Genomic DNA, 17631 nt, shown 5'->3' with positions numbered 1-17631 from the left:
ATGAGGATGATGCGGCGGCCGATGCCGCGGCGGCCGATGCCGCGGCGGCCGGTGCCGCGGCGGCCGATGCCGCCGCTCGTCGTTCACATCACGCCGTACTTGTGGAACCACTCGATGGCGCGCTTCCAGCCATCCTCGGCATCGGCCTTCACATAGCTCGGCCGGTAATCGGCGAAGAACGCGTGGCCGGCATCCGGATACACGACGATCTCCGATTCGCGCGCGAGCTTCGAATCGCTCGCCTGGATCGCCTTGCGCATGTCCGCGAGCGACGCCTGCGTGATGTTCTGATCCTTCTCGCCGTACAGGCCGAGTACCGGCACCTTCAACAACGATGCGTGATCGACCGGGTTGAACGGCGTCATCTCGTCGGTCTTGCCCTCGACGAACCCGTACCACGCCACCGCGGCCCGCACGTGCGGATTGTGTTCCGCATACAGCCACGCCTGGCGGCCGCCCCAGCAGAACCCGGTCACACCGAGGCGCGTCAGGTCGCCGCCGTTCTTGCCGGCCCACGCGACCGTCGCGTCGAGATCCTCCGTCACCTGCCGGTCCGGCACCTTGCTGACGATGTTGTCGACCAGCGCCTGGATCGTCGGATACTTCGCCGCGTTGCCCTGCCGGGCGAACAGGTCGGGCGCGATCGCGAGATAGCCGAGCTTCGCGAAGCGCCGGCACACATCGGCGATATGCGCGTGCACGCCGAAGATCTCGTGAATCACGATGACGACCGGCAGGTTCGTCTTGTCGACCGGCTGCGCGCGATATGCCGGCACGCTCGCATCGCCCGAGCGGATCTCGATGGTGTCGACGTCCAGCCCGGCGCTGTCGGTCGTGACCGTCTGCGCCGACACGGGCAGCACGGCCGCCGCGAAGGTGCCGCCCAGCGCAACCTGCATGAACTTGCGGCGCGAGAACGGGACATGGGGGACCAGGCTGTCGACTTCGGGTTTCAACATGAATGCACTCCTCGATTGGGCGCCGCCGTCACGATCGCGGATACGGCATGACGGGGCATCGCACCGGCGCACGGCGCGGATGTCGCGGCGGTTGGCACCCCGCCGCAAACGAAAACCCGGACAAGATGCCCAATAATCCGTTGTCGCGTCAACTGTCGGATGTGTAAGACTCGATTACCACGCGCCGCGGCGATCGAATCGATCATCGCACGGCGGCCTGCCGACGGGCCGCCGAGCCACCGTGCGGCGGCGCGCATCGTGGTTCGTCGCGCGGCCGAATCGTTGCGAATCGAAACGAAAAACGGGCGGCGAACACGCTCGACAGGCGCATCCCCGCCCGCTCCGCGCGCAAGCGCGCGATCAGTGCAGCTTGACGCGCGGCAGCGTCGTGCGCCGCAACCAGTGCGCGACCGTGTCGAGCATCATCCGCGGATAACCGTGCAGCGCCGCGATGTGCAGCCGATACAGCGACATGTACATGAAGCGCGCGAACAGCCCTTCGATCAGCATGTTGCCGCCGATCAGCCCGCCCATCAGGTTGCCGACCGCACTGAAGTGGCCGAGCGACACGAGCGAACCGAAATCGCGATACGTGAACTCGGGCAGCGGGCGCCCCTCGAGCCGGCAGCCGATCGCCTTGAGCAGGAAACTCGCCTGCTGGTGCGCCGCTTGCGCGCGCGGCGGGACGTTGCGTTCGTTGCCGGGCCATGCGCAGGCCGCGCAATCGCCGAGCGCGAACACGTTGTCGTCCGTGAAGGTCTGCAGCGTGCGGCGCACGTCGAGCTGCCCGAGCTTGTTGACCTGGAGGCCGTCGAGGTGCGAAAGCACGGACGGCGCCTTGATGCCCGCCGCCCAGACCGTCAGATCCGCGCGCACCGCCTTGCCGCTCGCGGTATGCACGAACCCGGGCGCCACCTCGGTCACGCGCTCGGCGAGCATCAGCCGCACGCCGAGCTTCTCGAGCAGTTCGGCCGTCGCTGCCGACACGCGCTCCTGCAGTGCCGGCAGGATCCGCGGCCCCGATTCGATCAGCACGATGCCGACGTCATGGCGCGGATCGAGCTTGTGCAGCCCGTACGCGGACAGCACCTGCGCGGTATTGCGCAGTTCCGCGGACAACTCGACGCCCGTCGCGCCGCCGCCGACGATCACGACCTGGATGCGCGGTTCGGCCGACTCGCCCGGCGCGCTCGGCGCCGGCGCCTGGTGCTCGGCGCGCATGCACGCCGCGATCAGCCGCTTGCGGAACCGTTCGGCCTCCCCGACCGTGTCGAGCGCGATCGCGTTTTCCGGTGCGCCCTGCACGCCGAAGAAGTGGGTCGTGCTGCCGATCGCGATCACGAGCGTGTCGTATTCCAGCTCGCGCGCCGGCAACAGCTCCGCGCCGTCGCTGTCGTTGAGGGGCGACAGCGTGACGCGCTTCGCCGCGCGATCGAGCCCGGTCAGCTCGCCCTGCTGGAACTCGAAGCCGTGCCAGCGCGCCTGCGCCGCATATTCGAGCTCCTGCGTGAACGGGTCCATGCTGCCTGCCGCGACCTCGTGCAGCAACGGTTTCCAGATGTGCGTCGGATTGCGGTCGACGAGCGTGACAAGCGCACGCGCGGGACGATTGCCGCGCGCGCCGTAACGGTCGCCGAGCCGCGTCGCCAGTTCCAGGCCGCCGGCGCCTCCGCCTACGATGATGATCCGATGCATCTGATTCCCCCTTTGCGATTCGAAACTGCTGCCGCCGGATGAAGCAAACGCCATATACGCGCGCCGCCCGGTGGATTAACCGGTTCGGACATCATCGATGTGCACTTCGAAGCACTTCGATGCGTCCGATCCGGAACGCAGGGCGCGCCGCCCCGCGTCAATGACATGACTCACATGCATTGTCCGGGAGCTTGCGCGTTGACCACAAGCAAACCATCTCGATATTTGGCATCCCTGCAACAATATGCCGCGGGAAACGGGAATCGCGCGGGGGTGCGTCAGTGTGCCTCTTCCCAGTTCGCGCCGGCGCCCACCTCGGCGACCAGCGGCACCTTCAGCTTCGCGACGCCGCACATCATTTCCGGTAGTTTCTCGCGCACGAGCGGCAGCTCGCCTTCCGGCACCTCGAGCACCAGTTCATCGTGCACCTGCATGATCATCCGCGACGCGAGCCTGTCGCGCGTCAGCCAGTCGTCCACCGCGATCATCGACAGCTTGATCAGGTCGGCCGCCGTGCCCTGCATCGGTGCATTGATCGCCGCGCGCTCGGCCGCCTGGCGGCGCGGGCCGTTGCCGCCGTTGATCTCGGGCAGCCACAGGCGGCGACCGAAAACGGTTTCGACGTAGCCCTTCTCCTTCGCGGTCGCGCGCGTGTCTTCCATGTACTGCGCGACACCCGGATAGCGGGTGAAATAGCGGTCGATATAGAGCTTCGCCGCGTCGCGCGTGATGCCGAGGTTCGATGCAAGCCCGAACGCGCTCATCCCGTAGATGAGCCCGAAGTTGATCACCTTCGCGATCCGGCGCTGGTCGGAATTGACCTCCAGCGGCGTCACGCCGAACACTTCGGCGGCCGTCGCGCGATGGATGTCCTCGCCCTGCGAGAACGCGCGCAGCAGCGACGCGTCGCCGGAAATGTGCGCCATGATCCGCAGCTCGATCTGCGAGTAGTCGGCCGACACGATCCGGTGGCCCGGCGATGCGATGAATGCCTCGCGGATGCGCCGACCTTCGGCCGTGCGCACCGGAATGTTCTGAAGATTGGGGTCGTTCGACGCAAGCCGGCCCGTGACCGCGACCGCTTGCGCATAGTTCGTGTGCACGCGGCCGGTGACGGGATTCACCATGCGCGGCAGCTTGTCGGTATAGGTCGACTTCAGCTTCGACAGCCCGCGATGCTCGAGCAGCACCTTCGGCAGCGGGTAGTCCTCGGCCAGCTTCTGCAGCACTTCCTCGTCGGTCGACGGCGCGCCGCTCGGCGTTTTCTTCACGACCGGCAACTGCAGCTTCTCGAAGAAGATCTGCCCGATCTGCTTTGGCGACCCGAGATTGAATTCGCCGCCGGCCAGCTCGTACGCCTGCCCCTCGAGCTCGATGAGGCGCGTCGCGATCTCGCTGCTTTGCGCCTGCAACAGCGCATCGTCGATCAGCACGCCGGTGCGCTCCATCTTGCGCAGCACGAGCGACACCGGCATCTCGATGTCGCGGTACACGCGCTCGAGGCCCGGTTCGCGCGCGACCTGCGGATACATCGCGTGATGGAGCTGCAGCGTGATGTCCGCATCCTCGGCCGCGTACGCAGCGGCCTGGTCGAGCGCCACTTCGTCGAAACCGATCTGCTTCGCGCCCTTGCCCGCCACGTCCTCGTACTTGATCGTCTTGACGCCCAGATGACGCAGCGCGAGGCTGTCCATGTCGTGCGTGCGGTGCGATTCGAGCACGTACGATTCGAGCAGCGTGTCGTGCTCGATCCCGTTCAGCGCGATGTCGTAGTTCGCGAGCACCTGCGCGTCGTACTTCAGGTGCTGGCCGACCTTCTTGCGATCGGCCGATTCGAGCCACGGCTTCAGGCGCGCGAGCACTTCGTCGAGCGGAAGCTGCTCGGGCATGTCGGGGCCGCGGTGCGCGACGGGCAGATAGGCCGCCTTGCCCGGCTCGACCGAGAACGACAGCCCGACGAGCCGCGCGAGCATCGGATCGAGCGCGGTCGTCTCGGTGTCGAACGCGGTCAGCGCGGCCGCGTCGATCTTCGCGAACCACGCGTCGAATTGCGCCCAGGTCTGGATCGTGTCGTATTCGCGCGCGATGTCCGCTGCGACGACCGGTGCGGGATCGCCTTCCGGCGCATCGGCGCCGCCGCCTTCCGCGGGTGCGCTGTCGACTTCGCGCAGCCAGGTCTTGAAGCCGTAGCGCGCGAAGATGTCGCGCAGCAGCTCGCGTGCTTCGCCGTCCGTTTTCAGCGACGCCTCGATCGACTCGAGATGCGGCGCGAGATCGCACGACGTGTCGACGGTCACGAGCTTGCGGCCGAGTGGCAGGAAATCGAGCGCGCGGCGCAGGTTGTCGCCGACCACGCCCTTGATCTCGCCCGCGTGTTCGATCACGCCGTCGAGGCTGTCGTATTGCGACAGCCACTTCACGGCCGTCTTCGGCCCGCACTTCTCGACGCCCGGCACGTTGTCGACGGTGTCGCCGATCAGCGCGAGGTAGTCGATGATCCGCTCGGGCGGCACGCCGAACTTCGCGATCACGCCGTCGCGATCGAGCGTTTCGTTGGTCATCGTGTTGACGAGCGTGACGCGATCGGTGACGAGCTGCGCGAGATCCTTGTCGCCGGTCGATACGATCACGTTCATCCCGTGCCGTTCGGCCTCGCGCGCGAGCGTGCCGATCACGTCGTCGGCCTCGACGCCTTCGACCATCAGCAGCGGCCAGCCGAGCGCGCGCACCGCGCCGTGGATCGGCTCGACCTGCAAGGCGAGATCGGGCGGCATCGACGGGCGGTTTGCCTTATAGTCGGCATAAAGGTCGTCGCGGAACGTCTTGCCCTTTGCATCGAACACGCAAGCGCTATACTCTGCACTGACTTCCTTGCGCATACGGCGCAGCATGTTGATGATTCCGTAGAGCGCTCCGGTCGGCTCCCCGCCAGGGCCACGCAAATCAGGCATCGCATGGTAAGCCCGATACAGATAGCTCGAACCGTCAACCAATAGCAGGGTCTTACCTTCCAGATTTCGTTCTTCAGGCATTATGAACAAGAGAAAAGTGATTCCGAGTCTGCGTTCGCTCGCAGATCAAGAACGCGCGACGGCCAAGAAGGCGCGCGCATCGTGGCAGATGTTCACGATTATGGCAGAGTTTATCGAGGCGACCGAGTACCTGTCGGAGATCCGCCCGGCTGTCAGCATCTACGGTTCTGCCCGCCTCAAACCCGACAATCCGCACTACAAGCTTGCCGCGCAGATCGCGCGCAAGCTGTCGGACGCCGGCTTCGCGGTGATCTCCGGCGGCGGCCCCGGCATCATGGAAGCCGCGAACAAGGGTGCGCACGCCGGCAAGGCGCCGTCGGTCGGCCTGAACATCGAGCTGCCGCACGAGCAGGCCGGCAACCACTATCAGGACATCTCGCTGCGCTTCCGCCATTTCTTCACGCGCAAGGTCACGTTCGTGAAGAATTCGGATGCCGTGATCGTGATGCCGGGCGGCTTCGGCACGCTCGACGAACTGTCCGAAGTGCTCACGCTGATCCAGACGAAGAAGTCGCGCCTCGTGCCGATCATCCTCGTCGGCAGCGAATTCTGGCAGGGGCTGCTGCAATGGTTCCGCGATCAACTGATTCCGATGGGCCTGATCAATCCGGAAGACATGAACCTGATGCAGGTGATCGACGATCCCGACCAGGTGCTCGACGCGGTGCTCGCGTTCTACGAGGACAGCGGCGAGGAAGAGGAAGGTTCGGACGGCGACGATCAACCGCCGCGGCCTGAAGAAGACCGGATGTTCTATCTGTAACGGTCAGTGACGACAGCCGGCCCGACGGCCGGCTGTCGTGCTTTTCACGCAAAGGGCAGCGCGATCCGGTGGCCCGCCGGGCGTGACTTTGTAACGCGCTGTTAATGCCCGTTCGCCGCCGCGCGCGGTCGAATGTCAAATCCCGCAGTCGGCGCTGCGTCATGCGGCGGGATCAGCCGCACCGGCGGCCCGCCAATGTCAAACGGATGGCCCTTCGCGCGCCTGTGCACCGCCAATCCTCCGTAATAATCACGACTCGCCTTTTCCGTCGCGCGGCAGCACACTGCATTGTGTCGGCGCGGCGTTCCCCCGGTGGAGCGCCCCCCCTCGCTTCCATCGCGTCGCGTCGGCCTATTCATCACGACACCACGGAAAAGAACATGCAACGCTCGCTGATCGCCCTCGCTTTCGCCGGCCTCGGCCTTTCGCTGTCCGGCCTCGCTCACGCCGTCAACGTCGACGTCAACATCGGCACGCCCGCGCCGGTCGTCGTCGCGCCCGCCCCCGTCGTGGTCGCCCCGGCGCCGGCCGTCATCGTCGGCTGGCACGGCGACCGCTACTGGGACGGCCGCCGCTACTGGGAACGCCGCGAATGGGAAGAGCACCAGCACTATCGCGGGCGTGGCGGCTATCACTGCCCGCCGGGACACGCGAAAAAGGGCGAGTGCTGAGCGCCCGGGCGCGTTCACCCGCGACGCAAGGCCGCCCGCGCGATTCGGCGCAGGGCGGCCTTTGATTTTGGGTGGCGGGCCGCGAACGAAAGGCGGCGGAGCCGCTCGATTCCGGGTGGTAGGATTGCCCTCGTCCAAGGCCTGTCCCGCCACTCATGCCGCTCATCCGAATCTGGGCCGTCGACCGCGCCCTTGCGTCCGGTATCGCCGCGCCGACCGACATCCTCACGGCAGCCAACCATATCGCATCGACGATGCCACCGCATCGCACGGCTACACCGTTCCGCTGGCGCGTCGAATCGATCGACGGGCGGCCCGTGCGCACGGCGTCCGGGCAGGTCGTTCCGGTCGACGGCGCGATCGACGGCGGCAGTGCCGCCGACGCGATCTGGCTGACCGGTCCGTTCGTCGCGGATCTCGACCGGCTGCTCGACAAGCCCGCCTCGCTCGCGCCGCTGTTCGACGCACTGCGCCGGCAACACGCGCGCGGCACGCTGATCGCGACTTACTGCACCGGCGCGTTCCTGCTCGCGGAGGCCGGATTGCTCGACGGCCGCGTCGCCACGACGCACTGGTCGAAGGCGTCGAGCTTCCGCGCACGCTATCCGGACGTCGCGCTGCGCGCGTCCGACGTACTGACCGAACAGGACGGCATCCTGTGCGGCGGCGCGGTCACGTCGTACCAGAATCTCGCATTGCGGGTCGTCGACAAACTGGCGAGCGCGCGCGTCGCCGCGTCCGTCGCCAGGCTCATGTTGATCGACATGAATCGCGACTCGCAGGATTCGTTCATCGACCTCGACCGGATGGGCCACCACGGTCACGACGATCCGGCCATCGCGCGCGCGCAACGCTGGATGGAAAAACACTTGCGCGAACCCTTCAGCCTCGCACGGCTGAGCGACCACGTCGCGATGAGCGAACGCACGCTCCATCGCCGCTTCCGGGACGCGGTGGGCGCCCCGCCGCTCAGGTATCTCCAGACGCTCAGGATCGAAGTCGCCAAACGGCTGCTCGCGGAAACGAAGCTCGCGATCGACACGGTGTGCGAACGCGTCGGCTATGCGGACATCAGCGGCTTCCGGCAACTGTTCAAGCGCGAGACCGGCATCTCCCCAGGAGAATATCGCCGCCGCTTCGCGCGTTAGGGCCTGAAACGGCCGGGAAGCGCGATGTCGGGAATGGCATCGTCGAATGGCAGTTTCGCCACTTCGCGCGTGGCGACGCGGTTCATACACTGGGTTCACGTCTCCTTGACCGGAGCGACGCGATCTCCACCGAACCCAGGACACCATCATGCCGATGATCGATGTGACCATCCCCGAAGGCGCGCTCGCGCCGCAAGCCGAAGCACAGTTGATGAACGAACTGACCACCACGCTGATCCGCCACGAGGGGCTCGATCCCGACGATCCGCGCGTACGCGACGTGACCTGGATCTTCGTCCATCGGCCGGCGGCCGTGTATCGCGCGGGCGTCGTCGCACCTGCGCCGATCTACCGGGTCGTGCCGACGGTCCCGGAAGGGCAGTACACGGACGCCGCGCGCGCCGCGCTGATCGCCGACGTGACCGCCGCCGTCGCACGTGCGGAAGGCGTGCCGATCGACGCCGTCGCGACGCGCGTGTGGGTCTTTCCGACGGAAATCGACGACGGCTGCTGGGGAAGCCGCGGCACGGTGCGCCGGCTGCCGGACATCATGGAATATTTCGGCGGCACGACGCTGCGCGCGCTCGGCGAACAGCGCCTGGCGATCAAGCGGCGCTCGGATGCGGGCCGGCTCGTCGATGCGGTGCGCGACTCGATGCTGGAGACGGCCCGGCGTGGATCGCACGAGCCGAGCGCCGAAGCCGCGCGCTGACGCCGGGTCGCAACGGAATCGCAACCGGCCCCGCGTCACGGAAGAAAGGCATGCCCCGGTTCGCGATTGCGCCGGACATCGCGGCGCGCACCGCAACCCGGGGCCGCGGTTCACGTCACTGGAACGCCACTTCCGCAAAGCTGCGCAGCTTGCGGCTATGCAGCTTGTCGAGCCCGTTCGTGCGCAGGATCTCCATCGCCTTCACGCCAATCTGCAGATGCTGGTCGACCTGCCCGCGATAGAACGTGTCGGCCATGCCCGGCAACTTCAGCTCGCCGTGCAGCGGCTTGTCCGACACGCACAGCAACGTGCCGTACGGCACCCGGAAGCGGAAGCCGTTCGCGGCGATCGTCGCGCTTTCCATGTCGAGCGCGATCGCGCGGCTCTGCGACAGCCGCTGCACGGGCTCGCGATGGTCGCGCAGCTCCCAGTTGCGGTTGTCGACGCTCGCGACCGTGCCCGTGCGCATCACGCGCTTCAGTTCCACGCCCTCCAGCCGCGTGACCTCGGCCACGCCGCGCTCGAGCGCGAGCTGCACTTCGGCCAGCGCCGGGATCGGCACCCACAGCGGCAGGTCGGCGTCGAGCACGTGATCTTCCCGCACGTAACCGTGCGCGAGCACGTAGTCGCCGAGCCGCTGCGTGTTGCGCAGCCCCGCGCAGTGGCCGAGCATCACCCACGCGTGCGGACGCAGCACCGCGATGTGATCGGTGATCGTCTTCGCGTTCGACGGGCCGACGCCGATGTTGACCATCGTGATCCCGCTGCCGTCCGCGCGCTTCAGGTGATACGCGGGCATCTGCGGCAGGCGCGGCGGCGCGGTGCCCTCGGCCGGCTCGCCGCCGAGGTTCGCGTTGTACGTGACGACGTCGCCCGGCTCGACGAACGCGCTGTACTCGCTGCGGTACGCGCGCACCTCGGGATCGTCGCTTTCCGTCATCATCGTGCGGCCGAGCTTCACGAACTCGTCGATGTAGAACTGGTAGTTCGTGTAGAGCACGTAATTCTGGAAGTGCGTGGGCGACGTCGCCGTGTAGTGGCGCAGCCGGTGCAGCGAGAAGTCGACGCGCGCGGCCGTGAACAGCGCGAGCGGATGCGGCTCGCCGGGCGCCGGCTCGAACGTGCCGTTGACGATGCGGTCGTCGAGATACGACAGGTCGGGCGTGTCGAAGATGTCGCGCATCGCGAGCAGCCGGTCGCGATCGAGTTCGCCCTCGAGATGAATGCCTTCCGGAAACGCGAAATGGATCGGAATCGGCTGCGACGACACGCCGATCTCGATCTTGACATGGTGGTTCTTCGCCAGCAGGCGCAGTTGCTCGCGGTAGTAGTTCGCGAAGAGATCGGGGCGCGTGACCGTCGTCTCGAATACGCCGGGGCCCGCGACGAAGCCGTACGAGCGGCGCGAATCAACGTGCGTGTTGACGTCGGTGCGGATCCGCACGAACGGATAGCATGCGCGCACGTGCTCGGTAATCGCTTCGTGGCGGCGATAGCGCGCGAACGCATCGCGCAGGAAGCCCGTGTTCGTGTCGTAGATGGCGGACAGCCGCGCGACCGCGGCGATCGGATCGTCGAAAGCCTCGACCGACGGGCTTTCGGGCGACAGCACACGGTGCCGGCGGCTCAAATCGTTCTTCATTTTCATCACCTCGTCTGATCCGACGACATTACCACGGAACCCGGGCGCCTTTATGGCCGTCCCCGCGCACGCAGGGGCCGGATGGCGCGCAGTATTTGCTAAAATCGGTGGGTTCACTGGAGACTCATCATGAAGCCGCTCATTTTCGTCGCCGCTGCCGTCGCGTTTGCCGCCGCCAGCGTCGCTCACGCCGCCGGCGGCACGCCTGAGGCCGACGCGCCGGGCGCCGACGCGCAGGCCCGGGCCGAGGCCAACGAAGCCGCCGGCCTGCCCGATCTCCGCAAGATCAACCGGCCCGGCGCCGAAGTCACGTCGAAAGTGGATTTCGCCGACATCCGCCGCACGCCGAGCTTCCACGAAAAGAGCAAGAACGGCACCGAAGTCACCGAGTACCGCGACCGCGGCAAGCCGGTCGAGATCGACGTGAAGTCGAACTTCGGCACGCGCTACCAGATGAGCTCGACGCCCGACACGTCGCCGAAACCGCACGACGCCGGCATCCCGATCACGCGCCTGCCGTCGCTGAACCTGCGCTACTGATTCCGTGGCGCCGCGCGTCGATCGCGCCGCGCCGCCCCTTCACCTGCTGTCGCGCTGCACGCCGCCCGCGTGCCGACACCCTGACCTGACGCATCCCGCATGGCCGTTTTCACCGCTGTTTCCGACTCCGATCTCGCGCAATGGATGCGCCACTACGAACTGGGCGACGTGCTGGCGTTCCGCGGCATTCCGTCCGGTATCGAAAACAGCAATTTCTTCCTGACGACGACGCGCGGCGAATACGTCCTCACGATCTTCGAAAAGCTCACGGCGCAGCAGTTGCCGTTCTACCTCGACCTGATGCGCCATCTGGCCGCCCACGGCGTGCCGGTGCCGGACCCGGTCCCGCGTGACGACGGCGCGCTGTTCGGCGAGCTGCACGGCAAGCCGGCCGCGATCGTCACGAAGCTCGACGGCGCGGCCGAACTCGCGCCCCGGGTCGAACACTGCATCGAGGTCGGGCAGATGCTCGCGCGCCTGCATCTCGCGGGGCGCGACTATCCGCGCAGCCAGCCGAACCTGCGCAGCCTGCCGTGGTGGCAGGAGAACGTGCCGGCCATCGTGCCGTTCATCACGGACGCGCAACGCACGCTGCTCGAAGGCGAGCTCGCGCACCAGGCCGGCTTCTTCGCGTCGGACGACTATGCGGCGCTACCGGCCGGGCCGTGCCATTGCGACCTGTTCCGCGACAACGTGCTGTTCGCGCACGCGGCGCCCGGCACCGGCCACGACGTCCGGCTCGGCGGTTTCTTCGATTTCTATTTCGCGGGCTGCGACAAGTGGCTGTTCGACGTCGCGGTCACCGTCAACGACTGGTGCGTCGACCTCGCGACCGGCGCGCTCGACGTCGCACGCGCCGATGCGCTGCTGCGCGCGTACCAGACGGTTCGGCCGTTCACGGCCGAGGAGCGCCGCCACTGGAGCGACATGCTGCGCGCCGGCGCGTACCGCTTCTGGGTGTCGCGCCTGTACGACTTCTACCTGCCGCGCGCGGCCGAGATGCTCAAGCCGCACGACCCCGGCCATTTCGAACGCATTCTGCGTGAGCGTATCGCGCATACGCCCGCGCTTCCCGAGATCCAAACCGCATGCAACTGATCGAAGTGCCCGCCAAAACGGGCTATGTCTGGTTCCGTCAAGGCATCTGGCTGTTCCGCCGGAATCCGCTCGCGTTCATCACGCTGTTCTTCACGTACCTGCTCGCGATCACGCTGGTGTCGATGGTGCCCGTGATCGGCTCGGCGCTGCCGTTGGTGTTCATTCCCGGCATCGCGGTCGGCTTCATGGCCGCATGCCGCGACACGGTGGCCGGCAAGACCGTGATGCCGACGATCCTCGTGGACGGCTTTCGCTCGTACGGCACCATCGCGACCCAGCGGCTGCTCGCGCTCGGCGTGATCTACGTCGCGTCGATGGTGCTGGTGTTCGCCGCTTCGTCGTTCGTGGACGGCGGCGCGCTGTTCCACATGATGATGGGCGCGGCCGACGAAGCGAACACGACGCCCGAGACGCTCGCCGCGCAAGGCGCGCTCGGCGCGCTGTTCTTCGCGACGCTGCTCTATCTGCCGGTCGCGATGCTGTTCTGGTTCGCGCCGGTGCTGGTCGCATGGCATGACGTCCCGCCCGCGAAGGCGCTGTTCTTCAGCGTCGTCAGCTGCTGGCGCAATCGCGGCGCGTTCGTCGTGTACGGCGTGCTGTGGTTCGCCGTCGCGCTCGGCACGTCGCTCGCGCTGTCGCTGCTGCTGCAGGCGCTCGGCGCGGGCGCGTATGCGCTGACGATCATGATGCCGGTGACGATCATCATCGTCACGATGCTGTACTGCTCGTTCTACGCGACCTATCGCGGCTGCTTCGGCGTGCAGGAACCGGGTGCGACGACGACGATGTCGGGCCGCTGATCCTGCTTCCGGCCGGCGCATGTCGCCGGCCGCTCCGCTGTTCGGCCCCCGGTCGTCGCCGGCGCGCTTCTAGTCTCCCCTTTTTCCATATCGACTGCTCTCCGGCCCCCTGTTCAGCCAAACCTTTTGCGCGCAAAATAATTCGTGTGCAAATCGTTCGCGCATCGGATGCGCTTCCCGAACCATGGATCGCCTGCCCGCGCTGCCCCAGACACTCGACGAGCAACTCTGCTTCGCGCTTTATTCGACTTCGCACGCGATGACGAAGGCGTACAAGCCGCTGCTCGACAAGCTGTCGCTGACCTATCCGCAATATCTCGCGATGCTCGTGCTGTGGGAGCGCGACGACATGGCCGTGAAGGACATCGCCGCGCGGCTCGACCTCGATCCGGCCACGGTCACGCCGCTGCTCAAGCGACTGGAGGCGCTCGGCTACGTCGAGCGCGCGCGAAGCGCGACCGACGAACGCGTCGTCAACGTGCGCGTAACGCCGGAAGGCCGTGCGCTGAAGGAGCGCGCGCGCTCGGTGCCCGCCGACCTCTTTTGCGCGATGCAACAGACACCCGAATTCCTGATCAGGCTGCGCGCCGATCTGCAGCAGTTGCGCGACGCTTTGTCGGCGGCCAACGAACGCTGACGCTCGAGCTCGGATCGACCGCCCGGCGTGCCGAGTTTTTTCTTCGAAATTTAATTTGCACACTAATGATTTGTGCTCTATATTTGCTTCGTGGCCGGCGACACCCCGTCGGACCGGACCGCTTTCTCCCTCTCTTCCCGACAGGAGCAGCACGATGAACATTCTGTACAAGACCAGCGCCACGAGCACGGGCGGCCGCGACGGCCGCGCGGTTTCCGCCGACCACAAGCTGGAAGTGAAGCTGGCCGCGCCGCGCGAACTCGGCGGCACGGGTGCGGAAGGCACGAATCCGGAGCAGCTGTTTGCCGCAGGTTACTCGGCCTGTTTCCTGAGCGCGATGAAATTCGTCGCGGGCCAGAACAAGCAGACGCTGCCGGCCGACACGCAAGTCACGGCGGAGGTGGGCATCGGCCCGAACGACGCAGGCGGCTTCGGGCTCGACATCGAGCTGCGCGTGTCGCTGCCGGGGCTCGACAAGGCCGACGCGCAGGCGCTGGTCGACAAGGCGCACCACGTGTGCCCGTATTCGAACGCCACGCGCAACAACGTGCCGGTGCGGCTGACGCTCGTCTGACGGCCGCAGGTTCCGGCAGGATGCAAAAAGGGCGCGTGCGGCATCGTGCCGCACGCGCCCTTTTGCGCGATTCGTCGAACTGGCGGGCCGGCAAGGCCCGCGTGCGCTGCTTAGCGCGCGCCGATCGAATACGGGCGGTTCATTGCCGCGTCGCGATCGATCTTGCGCATGCGGAATTCGAGATCGTAGATGTCGGTGGCTTCGGCCAGGTACGCGTCGGCGCGCTCTTTCGCAGCCTTTTCGGCGTTCTTGGTCAGCATCAGGAAGAGGTGGCTCAGCAGGTACATGGTCGATCTCGCTGTTCAAAGGTTCTGGACTAGGGTTTTCCCGAATTATAGGGAAAACCCTAGGCTTTGACCAGCATCGATCAGACGGTGCGTCGTTCCGTCGCCACAGTGCGGCGATAGGTTTCGAAAAAGGACCAGATCATCGCGCTTGCGTCGGGGCCGACCGCCGCGTGAAACGGCACGGCTTCGTCGCCGCCGGCCCACGCGTGGGCGAGCCCTTTCACGTGACACAGCCGCACGACTGGCTCACCGTCGCGACACACATCGGTGATCTGCACACCCGTTTCGCGCGTCTCGACGCGCTCGCCGCCGCGCAGCGCACCGCGGCTGTCGGCAAGCCCGTTCAGGCGCATGAACTGCACGGTCAGTTGATCGGCATTCTTCGGCGCGACGACATGATCGCCGTCGCCCTGGACGATCAGCACGGGCATGCCGGGATACGCACCGGTATCGACCAGCGCATCGACCGCCGCGGCCGGGTTCTGGCGCAGGCCGCGCCGCATCACGTCCATCGCGGTAATGCCGGAGTTCGCCTCGCCGAGCGCGGGGCCCGAGTGCAACGCGATCGCCGCGAAGCGCTCCGGATGGTGCAGTGCAAGAAGCGACGCGAGCCCCGCGCCGGCCGACAGCCCGGCGACGTAGACGCGCGACGCGTCGAAACCGTGCTCGTCGACCAGCGCGTCGACCAGCGACGCCACCGTGTCCGCCTCGCCGCGCCCCGCGCGGTCGGTGTCTTCATACCAGTGCCAGCAGCCGTGCGCGTGCGCGCGCAGCGACTGTTCCGGATACAGCACCGCGAAGCCGTGCTTGTCGGCCAGCAGGTTCATCCGCGTGCCCTGCGCGAATTCATCCGCCGACTGCTGACATCCGTGCAGCATCACGACGAGCGGCATCGCGCCGCGCTGCCGGCCGGGCGGTACGTAGAGCCCGTACGCGAGGTTCTGGACGAGCCGCCCGAGCGCGGGCGTCATCGGATGTTCGCCGCGCGTCCACTCACCCGCCGCCCATGCGGCCGCGCGCGGCCGTACGCGCGATTCGCGTGGCGGGGACAGATCGGACACGGCGGGAGAGGCGGCCTCGAGTGCGTCGCGTGCGATGCGTTGCGCATCGCGCGCGCCGCGCTTGGCGGCCGGAGACAGCATGCGTTTCATGCCGCCCAGCCACACCTTGGTCAGACTTTTGGTCATCGATCGGGCTCGCAGTCAGGAAAAATAGGGGCGCCATGAAAGCGCCGCAATGGGTGCACCGTTCAACTTTGTGCAATGCACCATAGCATTGTTTCTGGGATTTTTCCTGCGCGCCGATAGTTCCCGGCGGCGCAAAAAACGGGCCTCATGCGGACGCGGCGCTATACTGGGGTTTCGCCGCTTGTATCCGTTGTAGTCGTTCTGCCCGGCTCGCGCGTTGATTTAAGCATTCTCCCCGCCTTCGTTCGTCCCCTTCCCGATGTTCGACCTGCCCTCTCACCTGTGGATCATGATCACCGCGTTCGGCGGCGCCGGCCTGACCTTGCCGCTCGCGATCACGATTGCCGTGTGGCTCGCGCTCGGCTATTCGTGGCAACGCGCGGCCGCATGGCTCGGCGTGCTCGCGGCCGCGATCGGCGTGGTGGCGCTCACGAAGATCGCGTTCCTCGGCTGGGGCATCGGCATCCGCGCGTGGGATTTCACCGGGTTCAGCGGCCATGCGATGCTGTCGACGTCGGTGTATCCGGTTGCGATTTTCCTCGCGCTGATCCGCACGCGCACGCCGCTGCGGATCGCCGGCATCGCGCTCGGGCTGACGGCCGGGATCGCGGTCGGCGTGTCGCGCGTCGCGCTCGACGCGCATTCGCCGTCCGAATCGATCACCGGCTGCATCGTCGGCGCGCTCGCCGCGCTCACGTTCATCGCCGGCTCGTGGCGCGCGGTGCCGCACCGCTGGTCGGTGCCCGCGGTCGTCGCGAGCCTCGCGCTCGTCACCGTGGCGCTGCACGGCATCGCGGTGCCATCACACCGCTGGGTCACCAAGGTCGCGCTGGAACTGTCGGGGCACGAGCGCCCGTTCGTCCGCGCGCGCTGGAAGGCCAACCCGAACTACCATCCCGCGTCGCAGCCGTCGTCGCTGCAGCGCACCGAATCGGCGCCGCATACGCTTCACGCGTGACCGGCTGCCGGGCCGCTCCTTTTCACGTCCGACCATTTCATGCACACCGCCGCATGAGCAGTATGCCGAGCGTTATAACCCGCCCTATATTACGATTACGGTTTCCTCCCATTCAAAACGAATCCGCCATGCGCTCAACCGTCCGTCCGCTTCGCCGCACCCTGCTTCGCCTGCTGCCGCTCGCCGCGCTTGCCGCCGGGTTCGCGTTCAGCGCGCCCGCTTCGGCCGCCGACGAATTGGTCGTGTCGGCCGCCGCCAGCCTGACGAACGCGTTCAAGGCCGTCGGCGACGCGTACGAGAAGCAGCATCCGGGCACCAGGGTGCTGCTCAACTTCGGCGCATCGGACGTGCTGATGCAGCAGATCGCCAAGGGGGCGCCGGCCGACGTGTTCGCATCGGCCGACCAGAAGGCGATGGATCGCGCGGTGAACGAAAAGGTGATCGCGCCCGGCACACGCCGCGATTTCGCGGCGAACTCGCTGGTGCTGATCGTGCCGGCCGACAGCCACGCGGCCGCGCCGACGTCGCTGAACGACCTGGCCGCGCCCGGCGTGAAACGCATCGCATACGGCGACCCGGCGTCGGTGCCGGTCGGCCGCTACACCGAGGGCGCGCTGCGCGCGGCCGGCGTGTGGGAGGCGGTCAGCGCGAAGGGCGTGCTGGCCGCCAACGTGCGCCAGAGCCTCGACTACGTCGCGCGCGGCGAGGTCGACGCGGGCTTCGTGTTCGGTACCGACGCCGCGATCATGCCGGGCCGCGTGAAAGTCGCGCTGACGGTGCCGACCCGGACGGCCATCACCTACCCGATCGCGGTGGTCAAGGACAGCCGCCACGCCGCGCAGGCGCAGTCGTTCATCGATTTCGTCGCGTCGCCGCAGGGCCAGGCCGTGCTGTCGACGTTCGGCTTCAAGCCCGCCCAGTGAGCGAC

The 17631-nt window shown here is 67.1% G+C and carries 17 protein-coding genes; 11 read left to right on the top strand and 6 right to left on the bottom strand.

What is annotated here, in order from left to right; genetic code table 11:
- Nucleotides 1-83: 83 nt before the first annotated feature.
- The 3 genes from CFB52_RS19535 to polA all read right to left on the bottom strand — a co-directional run bounded on the left by CFB52_RS19535 (nucleotide 84) and on the right by polA (nucleotide 5686).
- Nucleotides 84-959, bottom strand: a complete 876-nt coding sequence (locus tag CFB52_RS19535; protein WP_089465471.1) for a dienelactone hydrolase family protein — start codon at nucleotides 957-959, stop codon at nucleotides 84-86.
- 360 nt (nucleotides 960-1319) lie between these two features.
- Nucleotides 1320-2654 carry an NAD(P)/FAD-dependent oxidoreductase gene (locus CFB52_RS19525; protein WP_059639129.1) on the bottom strand — a complete coding sequence of 445 codons (1335 nt, stop codon included), beginning with the start codon at nucleotides 2652-2654 and terminating at the stop codon, nucleotides 1320-1322.
- A gap of 278 nt (nucleotides 2655-2932) precedes the next feature.
- Entirely contained in the window at nucleotides 2933-5686 is a 2754-nt protein-coding gene (polA, locus tag CFB52_RS19520) for a DNA polymerase I (RefSeq protein WP_099317225.1), read from the bottom strand.
- A 1-nt stretch (nucleotide 5687) separates the two neighbouring features.
- Here polA and CFB52_RS19515 point away from each other — a divergent pair, with 1 nt between their 5' ends.
- The 4 genes from CFB52_RS19515 (at nucleotide 5688) to CFB52_RS19500 (ending at nucleotide 8980) form a co-directional block, all read left to right on the top strand.
- Nucleotides 5688-6449, top strand: coding sequence for a TIGR00730 family Rossman fold protein (locus CFB52_RS19515; RefSeq protein ID WP_059582942.1), 762 nt, complete (start codon nucleotides 5688-5690; stop codon nucleotides 6447-6449).
- Nucleotides 6450-6829: 380 nt separating this feature from the next.
- Complete coding sequence (locus CFB52_RS19510) at nucleotides 6830-7120, top strand: hypothetical protein (RefSeq protein WP_059582944.1); 291 nt, start codon at nucleotides 6830-6832, stop codon at nucleotides 7118-7120.
- 155 nt (nucleotides 7121-7275) lie between these two features.
- Nucleotides 7276-8268, top strand: a complete 993-nt coding sequence (locus tag CFB52_RS19505) for a GlxA family transcriptional regulator (protein WP_059582947.1) — start codon at nucleotides 7276-7278, stop codon at nucleotides 8266-8268.
- Between the two features lie 148 nt (nucleotides 8269-8416).
- On the top strand, nucleotides 8417-8980 hold the full coding sequence (locus CFB52_RS19500) for a Tautomerase enzyme (protein WP_089465467.1): 564 nt from the start codon (nucleotides 8417-8419) through the stop codon (nucleotides 8978-8980).
- A 115-nt stretch (nucleotides 8981-9095) separates the two neighbouring features.
- Here the strand turns inward: CFB52_RS19500 and CFB52_RS19495 are convergent, their stop codons facing one another.
- Nucleotides 9096-10622 (bottom strand): AMP nucleosidase, encoded by a 1527-nt coding sequence (locus CFB52_RS19495; RefSeq protein WP_011548157.1) that lies wholly within the window; start codon nucleotides 10620-10622, stop codon nucleotides 9096-9098.
- A 129-nt stretch (nucleotides 10623-10751) separates the two neighbouring features.
- Between CFB52_RS19495 and CFB52_RS19490 the strand changes: the two genes are divergently transcribed.
- The 5 genes from CFB52_RS19490 to CFB52_RS19470 all read left to right on the top strand — a co-directional run bounded on the left by CFB52_RS19490 (nucleotide 10752) and on the right by CFB52_RS19470 (nucleotide 14271).
- On the top strand, nucleotides 10752-11162 hold the full coding sequence (locus tag CFB52_RS19490; RefSeq protein ID WP_059582953.1) for a hypothetical protein: 411 nt from the start codon (nucleotides 10752-10754) through the stop codon (nucleotides 11160-11162).
- 99 nt (nucleotides 11163-11261) lie between these two features.
- The gene (locus tag CFB52_RS19485; protein WP_059582956.1) at nucleotides 11262-12260 is read left to right on the top strand and encodes a homoserine kinase; all 999 of its coding nucleotides are present in this window, start codon (nucleotides 11262-11264) and stop codon (nucleotides 12258-12260) included.
- Entirely contained in the window at nucleotides 12251-13060 is an 810-nt protein-coding gene (locus tag CFB52_RS19480; protein ID WP_099317224.1) for a BPSS1780 family membrane protein, read from the top strand. Before CFB52_RS19485 ends, CFB52_RS19480 begins: the two co-directional genes overlap by 10 nt.
- Nucleotides 13061-13244: 184 nt before the next feature.
- The gene (locus CFB52_RS19475) at nucleotides 13245-13697 is read left to right on the top strand and encodes a MarR family winged helix-turn-helix transcriptional regulator (RefSeq protein WP_059582960.1); all 453 of its coding nucleotides are present in this window, start codon (nucleotides 13245-13247) and stop codon (nucleotides 13695-13697) included.
- Nucleotides 13698-13851: 154 nt separating this feature from the next.
- On the top strand, nucleotides 13852-14271 hold the full coding sequence (locus CFB52_RS19470) for an organic hydroperoxide resistance protein (RefSeq protein ID WP_059582963.1): 420 nt from the start codon (nucleotides 13852-13854) through the stop codon (nucleotides 14269-14271).
- A 110-nt stretch (nucleotides 14272-14381) separates the two neighbouring features.
- Here CFB52_RS19470 and CFB52_RS19465 read toward each other — a convergent pair whose 3' ends face one another.
- Entirely contained in the window at nucleotides 14382-14558 is a 177-nt protein-coding gene (locus CFB52_RS19465) for a DUF3563 family protein (protein ID WP_069618521.1), read from the bottom strand.
- Between the two features lie 80 nt (nucleotides 14559-14638).
- Nucleotides 14639-15745, bottom strand: coding sequence for a PHB depolymerase family esterase (locus tag CFB52_RS19460; protein WP_099317223.1), 1107 nt, complete (start codon nucleotides 15743-15745; stop codon nucleotides 14639-14641).
- A 259-nt stretch (nucleotides 15746-16004) separates the two neighbouring features.
- Between CFB52_RS19460 and CFB52_RS19455 the strand changes: the two genes are divergently transcribed.
- Together CFB52_RS19455 and modA are read left to right on the top strand one after the other, a co-directional pair.
- The gene (locus CFB52_RS19455) at nucleotides 16005-16703 is read left to right on the top strand and encodes a phosphatase PAP2 family protein (protein WP_059582970.1); all 699 of its coding nucleotides are present in this window, start codon (nucleotides 16005-16007) and stop codon (nucleotides 16701-16703) included.
- Between the two features lie 128 nt (nucleotides 16704-16831).
- The gene (gene modA, locus CFB52_RS19450; protein ID WP_060311310.1) at nucleotides 16832-17626 is read left to right on the top strand and encodes a molybdate ABC transporter substrate-binding protein; all 795 of its coding nucleotides are present in this window, start codon (nucleotides 16832-16834) and stop codon (nucleotides 17624-17626) included.
- Nucleotides 17627-17631 lie beyond the last annotated feature (5 nt).

The organism is Burkholderia sp. AU18528 (genome assembly GCF_002223215.2).
Taxonomy (GTDB): domain Bacteria; phylum Pseudomonadota; class Gammaproteobacteria; order Burkholderiales; family Burkholderiaceae; genus Burkholderia; species Burkholderia semiarida.
This window is presented reverse-complemented; position numbering and strand designations above follow the sequence as displayed.